Raw genomic sequence first — 4788 nt, forward strand, 5'->3', positions numbered from 1 at the left:
CCCACCACCGGCGCACTCGCCGCCCGCCTGACCGCGCTGCGGGCCGGGGAAGGGCGACCGTCCGGTGCGGGGAATCCGTTCACCGCGCACGGGTTCGCCTATCTCGGGTCGGTCGACGGGCACGACGTCCCGGCGCTGGAGGAGGCGTTGCGCCAGGCTCGCGGCCTGGACCGGCCTGTCGTGGTGCATGTTGTCACCGTCAAGGGCAAGGGCTATCCGTTCGCGGAAGCCGACGAGGCGGATCGTTTCCACGCCGTCGGGATCATCGATCCGGTCACTGGCCGCGCCCCGGCCCCCACCACCCCGGCCACCGTCGTCCCGGCCCCTACCGTTCCGGTGGCGGCTGCCTCGGCGGCGGCTGCGCGGCCACCGGGCACCTGGACCGAGGTCTTCGCCGAGGAGCTACTGATCCTGGCCGACGAGCGTCCGGAGCTGGTGGCGGTGACCGCCTCGATGCTCCGTCCCACCGGCCTGTACCCGATGGCCGTGGCGCACCCGGAGAGGGTCTTCGATGTCGGGATCGCCGAGCAGCACGCGGTCACCAGTGCCGCCGGTCTGGCCATGGGCGGTCTGCACCCCGTCGTGGCGATCTACGCCACTTTCCTCAACCGCGCCTTCGACCAGGTGCTGATGGATGTGGCCCTGCACCGCCTGCCCGTCACCTTGGTCCTGGACCGTGCCGGGGTCACCGGCCCCGACGGCCCGTCCCACCACGGCATGTGGGATGTGAGCCTGCTCGCCCTCGTCCCCGGCCTGCGTCTCGCCGCTCCCCGCGACGCTGCCCGCCTGCGCGAACTGCTGCGCGAGGCCGTCGCCGACGACGAGGGGCCGACCGCCCTGCGCCTGCCCAAGGCCGCGGTGGGGGAGGACGTGAAGGCACTGACGCGGATGGACGGCCTGGACATCCTCCACCGCGGCCCACGCCGTTGCTTGGACGTGCTCCTCGTCGCCACCGGCCCCACGGCGGCCGCGGCACGGGCCGCCGCCCGGCGCCTGGAAATGGAGACGGGCATCGGCTGCACCGTGGTCGACCCCCGCTGGATCACCCCGGTCAGTCCCGCCCTCGTCCACCTCGCAGCCCGGCACCGGCTGGCCGTCACCGTCGAGGACAACACCCGCACCGGCGGCCTCGGCGCGCTCTTCGCCCAGGCGTGTACGGACGCCGCGGTGACCACCCCCGTACACGCCCTCGGCCTGCCGCCGGCCTTCGTCCCCCACGGCTTGCGCCGCGACCTGCTCGCCGAAGCCGGACTGGACGCCGACGGCATCACCTCCGCCGTCCTGCGCGCCCACGCCGGCTTCACCCCCCACACCAGCCCACCCTCACCGGCCCAGGCCAACGGCGCGCGGAGGACATGATGACCACCCACCTCGCCATGCCCGCCATGCCCCCCAAGCCACCGCGGCGCCGCCCTTCGCGGCGGATCCACGTCGGTGCCGTCCCTGTCGGGGACGGCGCGCCGGTCTCCGTCCAGACGATGACGACGACGTCGACGGCGGATGTGGACGCGACGCTGCGGCAGATCGCGGAGATCACCGCCGCCGGCTGTGACATCGTGCGGGTCGCGGTGCCCTCGCGGGACGACGCCGACGCGCTGCCCGCCATCGCCGCGAAGTCCCCGCTGCCGGTGGTGGCGGACATCCACTTCCAGCCCCGCTACGTCTTCGCCGCGATCGACGCCGGCTGCGCGGCGGTCCGCGTCAACCCCGGCAACATCAAACGCTTCGACGACCGCGTCGCCGACATCGCCCAGGCAGCGGCGGCGGCGAAGGTGCCGATCCGCATCGGCGTCAACGCCGGCTCCCTCGACCCCCGCCTGCTGGCCAAGCACGGCGCCGCCACACCCGAGGCGCTCGTGGAGTCGGCTTTGTGGGAGTGTTCGCTGTTCGAGGAGCACGGTTTCACGGACCTCAAGATCGCGGTCAAGCACCACGACCCGATGACCGTCGTCGCCGCCAACCGCCTTCTGGCCGGCGCCTGCGACTACCCCCTCCACCTCGGCGTCACTGAGGCCGGACCCGCCTTCCAGGGCGCGATCAAATCGGCCGTCGCCTTCGGCATCCTCCTCGCCGAGGGCATCGGTGACACCATCCGCGTCTCCCTCTCCGCGCCCCCGGTCGAACAGGTCAAGGCCGGCACCCACATCCTGCAGTCCCTCGGCCTGCGCCCAAGGCAGCTGGAGATCGTCTCCTGCCCCGGCTGTGGGCGGCTGCAAGTCGACATCCACAAGCTCGCCGCTCAGGTCGAAGCCGCCTTCGACGGCTTCCCCCACCCGCTACGGGTCGCCGTCATGGGCTGCGTCGTCAACGGCCCCGGCGAGGCCCGCGAAGCCGACCTCGGTGTCTCCTGCGGCAACGGCAAAGGGCAGATCTTCGTCGCGGGTGAAGTCGTGCGCACCGTCCCCGAACACCGCGTCGTCGACGCCCTGCTGGAAGAAGCCCTCCGCTTCACGGAACCGGACGAGGGCGCAGCGAAAGAGGCCGCGCCTCGAGCGGCAGGGGCCGAGGCCCATGCGGCAGAGAGGGCCGCCTCATGACCGCCGTCACCGAGACGGCCGTGCACCTGACCCGTATGCGGGACCTCGTCGAGGAGACGCTGCGGTGTTTCGTGGACGCCAAGCGCGCCGCCGCGCGCGAGAGCGACCTGCCGACCGAGACCACCGAAGCCCTGGCCGACTTCATTCTCACCGGCGGCAAACGCCTGCGCCCGCTGCTGTGTCTGCTCGGCTGGTACACCGCCGCCGATACATTCCCGCCCCCGCCGGTTGTCCGCGTGGCCGCCGCCCTGGAAGTCTTCCATGACTTCTGTCTCATCCACGACGACGTCATGGACCGCTCCGACCTCCGTCGCGGCCATCCCACCGTCCACCGCGCCCTGGCCGCCCACCACCACCGGCGGGCTCGCTCCCCGGTCGACGCCGACGAACTCGGCGTCCACGGCGCTGTCCTCGTCGGCGACCTGGCGTTCGTCTGGTCCGACGAACTCCTGCACACCGCCGGCCTAGCCCCCGCCCAACAGGCCGCCGCCTGGCCCCTGATCGACACCATGCACGCCGAGGTCATCCACGGCCAGTACCTCGACCTCACCCACGCCGGCGCCCCGGCGACCGACCTTGACGCCCCCTTGCGCGTCATCCGCTACAAGACCGCCAAATACACCGTCGAACGGCCCCTGCACATCGGCGCCGCCCTCGCCGGCGCCGGCCCCGCACTGCGCGAGGCACTCAGCGCCTACGCCCTCCCGCTCGGCGAGGCGTTCCAGCTCCGCGACGACCTCCTCGGCGTCTTCGGCACCCCAGAGGACACGGGAAAGCCCAACCTCGACGACCTCCGCGAAGGCAAACACACCCTCCTGATCGCCCACGCCCTGCGCCGCGCCGACCCCCACCAACGCGCCCTCCTCCTCCAGACCCTGGGCGACCGCGACCTGGACGAGGACACCGCCACACGTGTCCGCGACATCCTCACCACCACCGGCGCCCGCACCACCATCGAAACCCTCATCCACCACCGCCACCGACAAGCCCTCACCGCCCTCGACTCCCTCCCCGCACCACTCGCCGCCCGCCACGCTCTCCACGACATCGCCCTCACCGCCACCGTGAGGACCTCATGACCACCGACCGACGCCGGGTCCTGCTGGCCGCACCCCGCGGAGTCTGCGCGGGAGTCGACCGCGCCATCAAGACCGTTGAGAAGGCCCTGGAGCAGTACGGCGCGCCGGTCTACGTGCGCCACGAGATCGTCCACAACAAATACGTGGTGAAGACCCTGGAGAAGAAGGGCGCGATCTTCGTCGACGAGACGTTCGAGGTGCCCGAGGGCAACATCGTCATCTTCTCCGCGCACGGTGTCGCCCCGGTCGTCCACGACGAGGCCAAGCGGGGCAAGCTGGCCACCATCGACGCGACCTGCCCGCTGGTCACCAAGGTCCACAAGGAAGCCGTGCGCTACGCGCGCGAGGACTACGACATCCTCCTGATCGGCCACGAGGGCCACGAGGAGGTCATCGGCACCAGCGGCGAGGCCCCGGACCACATCCAGCTCGTCGACGGCCCCGACGACGTCGGACACGTCGAGGTCCGCGACCCCGAGAAGGTCGTCTGGCTCTCCCAGACCACCCTCTCCGTCGACGAGACCATGGAGACCGTCGGCGCCCTGAAGAGCAAGTTCCCCAACCTGCTCTCCCCGCCGTCGGACGACATCTGCTACGCCACGCAGAACCGGCAGACCGCGGTCAAGCAAATGGGCGCCGAGGCCGACCTCGTCATCGTCGTCGGCTCGAAGAACTCCTCCAACTCCGTCCGCCTGGTCGAGGTCGCCCTCGGCGCCGGCGCCAAGGACGCCCACCTGGTCGACTACGCCGAGGAGATCGACGAGACCTGGCTGGAGGGCGTGAACACCGTCGGCGTCACCTCCGGCGCCTCCGTCCCCGAGATCCTCGTCGAAGGCGTCCTGGAATGGCTCGCCGCCCGCGGCTACGAGGACGTCGAAGTGGTGCGCTCGGCAGAGGAACACCAGCGCTTCGCCCTGCCACACAGCTTGTCCTCCCCCCACCCGAAGCCGCCGCGACCAGGAGGTGCCCCATAAATGACCCAGTCTCGGCCCCCTGCCCTTGGCCGCGACCGTCATCACCGCACCGGGCCCGGCAGCCGCACACCGGTATGGCAAGGAGCACCGTGCCTGTCCGACCGCCGCAGCCGTCTCACCACCGTGTGTTCATCTCTCCCACAGAGGCGCACCGTCATGAAACCTTCCGGCAAGTGCATCTCGGTCGACCGCAACCCT

The 4788-nt window shown here is 71.4% G+C and carries 4 protein-coding genes; all 4 read left to right on the forward strand.

Annotation, left to right across the window (positions count from 1 at the left end):
• Positions 1-1359: transketolase C-terminal domain-containing protein (locus ACH4PU_RS36100; RefSeq protein ID WP_398282297.1), on the forward strand; the 1359-nt coding region annotated here is incomplete at its 5' end.
• On the forward strand, positions 1356-2537 hold the full coding sequence (ispG, locus tag ACH4PU_RS36105) for a flavodoxin-dependent (E)-4-hydroxy-3-methylbut-2-enyl-diphosphate synthase (protein ID WP_398282300.1): 1182 nt from the start codon (positions 1356-1358) through the stop codon (positions 2535-2537). The genes ACH4PU_RS36100 and ispG, both read left to right, overlap by 4 nt.
• Entirely contained in the window at positions 2534-3616 is a 1083-nt protein-coding gene (locus ACH4PU_RS36110; protein ID WP_398282303.1) for a polyprenyl synthetase family protein, read from the forward strand. The genes ispG and ACH4PU_RS36110 overlap by 4 nt, the downstream gene beginning before the upstream one ends.
• Positions 3613-4590, forward strand: coding sequence for a 4-hydroxy-3-methylbut-2-enyl diphosphate reductase (locus ACH4PU_RS36115; RefSeq protein WP_398282306.1), 978 nt, complete (start codon positions 3613-3615; stop codon positions 4588-4590). Before ACH4PU_RS36110 ends, ACH4PU_RS36115 begins: the two co-directional genes overlap by 4 nt.
• Positions 4591-4788: the final 198 nt, after the last annotated feature.

This window comes from Streptomyces sp. NPDC021100, assembly GCF_044333095.1.
Lineage (GTDB): Bacteria > Actinomycetota > Actinomycetes > Streptomycetales > Streptomycetaceae > Streptomyces.